This window comes from Flavobacterium sp. W21_SRS_FM3, from assembly GCF_052113625.1.
In the GTDB taxonomy this organism is placed as follows: domain Bacteria; phylum Bacteroidota; class Bacteroidia; order Flavobacteriales; family Flavobacteriaceae; genus Flavobacterium.
The window spans coordinates 1-1,643 of sequence record NZ_JBGQOD010000018.1; the positions used below are offsets into that span (position 1 = coordinate 1).

Here is a 1,643-nt window from a genome sequence, read left to right on the forward strand (position 1 = left end):
CATAGTATAATTGTCTTTTGGGTTTTTAAATGAAACTTCGCCATCAAATTGCTTTGATTTAAAGTTACCGCTATTGATTTCTTTTATATCTCCCATAAAATTATCAGAAGGAATATATTTTATAAAGGTTTTTCTAATTTTTCCTTTTAGAAATGTAAGTAATAATATATAAAATAATTTAATCCTGCTCTTTGTATGAGCAGGATTGATAGTTTAAGTTGCTTCTTAATTTTTTTGATAAAAAAGAGAAATAGTTTCGGCTGAATTGTAGTTCACTAATATGGAGTCAAAATATCTTTTACAATATATCCCTTTAAAATATTTTTTCCTTCGTTCGTAGCTTTATATTTATGTGCTTTTTCTATTCCTTTAACCTCTTTCTTGGTAATATAATCTTGCCAAACAATTCTTATGTAATAATTATTCAAATCACTTCTTAGGTAAAAAGTAGTAGTATTAATTACGTTTCTATTATTAGCTGGAGAAAGACTAATTATTAAAGCAGGCTTTATTTTTAAATCGGCCAATAAAACAGCAAATGGCTTTCCAATATATTTTTCTTTATTTAACTTAATCTCTTTTATTTGGCTAATGGTGTCGTTTTCTTTTACTTGAGCTTGTACATTCCCAATGTTAAAAATAAAGAGTATTAGAATTAGGCATATTTTTGTTATAATTTTCATAGCATTTAATTTAAATTATAATTAGTTGTTTTTGTATATATTGTTTTTGTGGGGTCGCTGAGTTCTATATAAGAATTCACAAAAATAGGGGTAAAATTTCCATTACTGTCCATTTTATTCAAAGTGATTCCTATATTATGATTTTGTAATACCAATGCCAATGCTATTTCAAAAGCCTCATCATCTGATTTGCCTACAAGCAACATATTTGCCATAACATCATTAAATTCTAATCCAATAGAAGATCCTATTTTCCAATCATGAGTAGTTGAACTATAATAATCACTTTGTGGATATGCACTGCTAAAAAAATCAAAATTATATTGATTCGTGATTGTAAAAACATATTTTGATCCAGCTGCTGCAAAAGTATAATAATCATCAGTATTAGAATCATAACCATTTGATTCTAAACGAATATACATCACCTGCAGTAGGTGCATTAAATAAATCGGCTGTATGTGTGTGCTATTCCTACAAGAGTAAAACTAAGATTTGATATGGTACTTGAAACCGAACTACTGCCTCCTATACTAATTTCTGAAGTCTGATACTGCCCTTTCGAATCTATCCCGAATACAAAAGATTTTGCATTTGTATCAGTGGCAATGGTCTGAGTCATTATAAAAAGTTGACCATTCATAATCGGGTCGTTTATTCTTGTTTTTGAGCTGTTGTTTTCACAAACCGCATTATCGAATGGATTACTTGGAGGGTCTGTTGGAGGGTCTGTAGGATCGCTTCCGCTTCCGCCACCATCTTGACACCATGGCCAATTATTATTAACTGCACAGTCATAAGGATCTTCTTGTGGTGGTATTTCTAGATCTGGCTCGTCTTTCCATTCACATTCATAAACAGTATATGTGTAGTTTATACAAACTTCCTCTCCTGCTGGGCCAACACAAACTTCATATTCAATTTCACGGTCACCACAAACGTAAACGTAGCCTAGGCTAG

3 protein-coding genes are annotated in these 1,643 nt (G+C 30.9%); all 3 read right to left on the reverse strand.

Going from position 1 to position 1,643, the window contains the following annotated elements:
* Positions 1-275: 275 nt before the first annotated feature.
* Complete coding sequence (locus ACEN2K_RS15185) at positions 276-683, reverse strand: hypothetical protein (protein ID WP_441760179.1); 408 nt, start codon at positions 681-683, stop codon at positions 276-278.
* Positions 684-688: 5 nt separating this feature from the next.
* On the reverse strand, positions 689-1,126 hold the full coding sequence (locus tag ACEN2K_RS15190) for a hypothetical protein (protein ID WP_441760180.1): 438 nt from the start codon (positions 1,124-1,126) through the stop codon (positions 689-691).
* A partial coding sequence (locus ACEN2K_RS15195; protein WP_441760181.1) for a hypothetical protein occupies positions 1,126-1,643 on the reverse strand: 518 nt, incomplete at its 5' end. The genes ACEN2K_RS15195 and ACEN2K_RS15190, both read right to left, overlap by 1 nt.

Coding starts and splice junctions, on each gene's coding strand:
- ACEN2K_RS15185 (WP_441760179.1), bottom strand. CDS start 683: ATGAAAATTATAACAAAAATATGCCTAATTCTAATACTCTTTATTTTT.
- ACEN2K_RS15190 (WP_441760180.1), bottom strand. CDS start 1,126: ATGCACCTACTGCAGGTGATGTATATTCGTTTAGAATCAAATGGTTAT.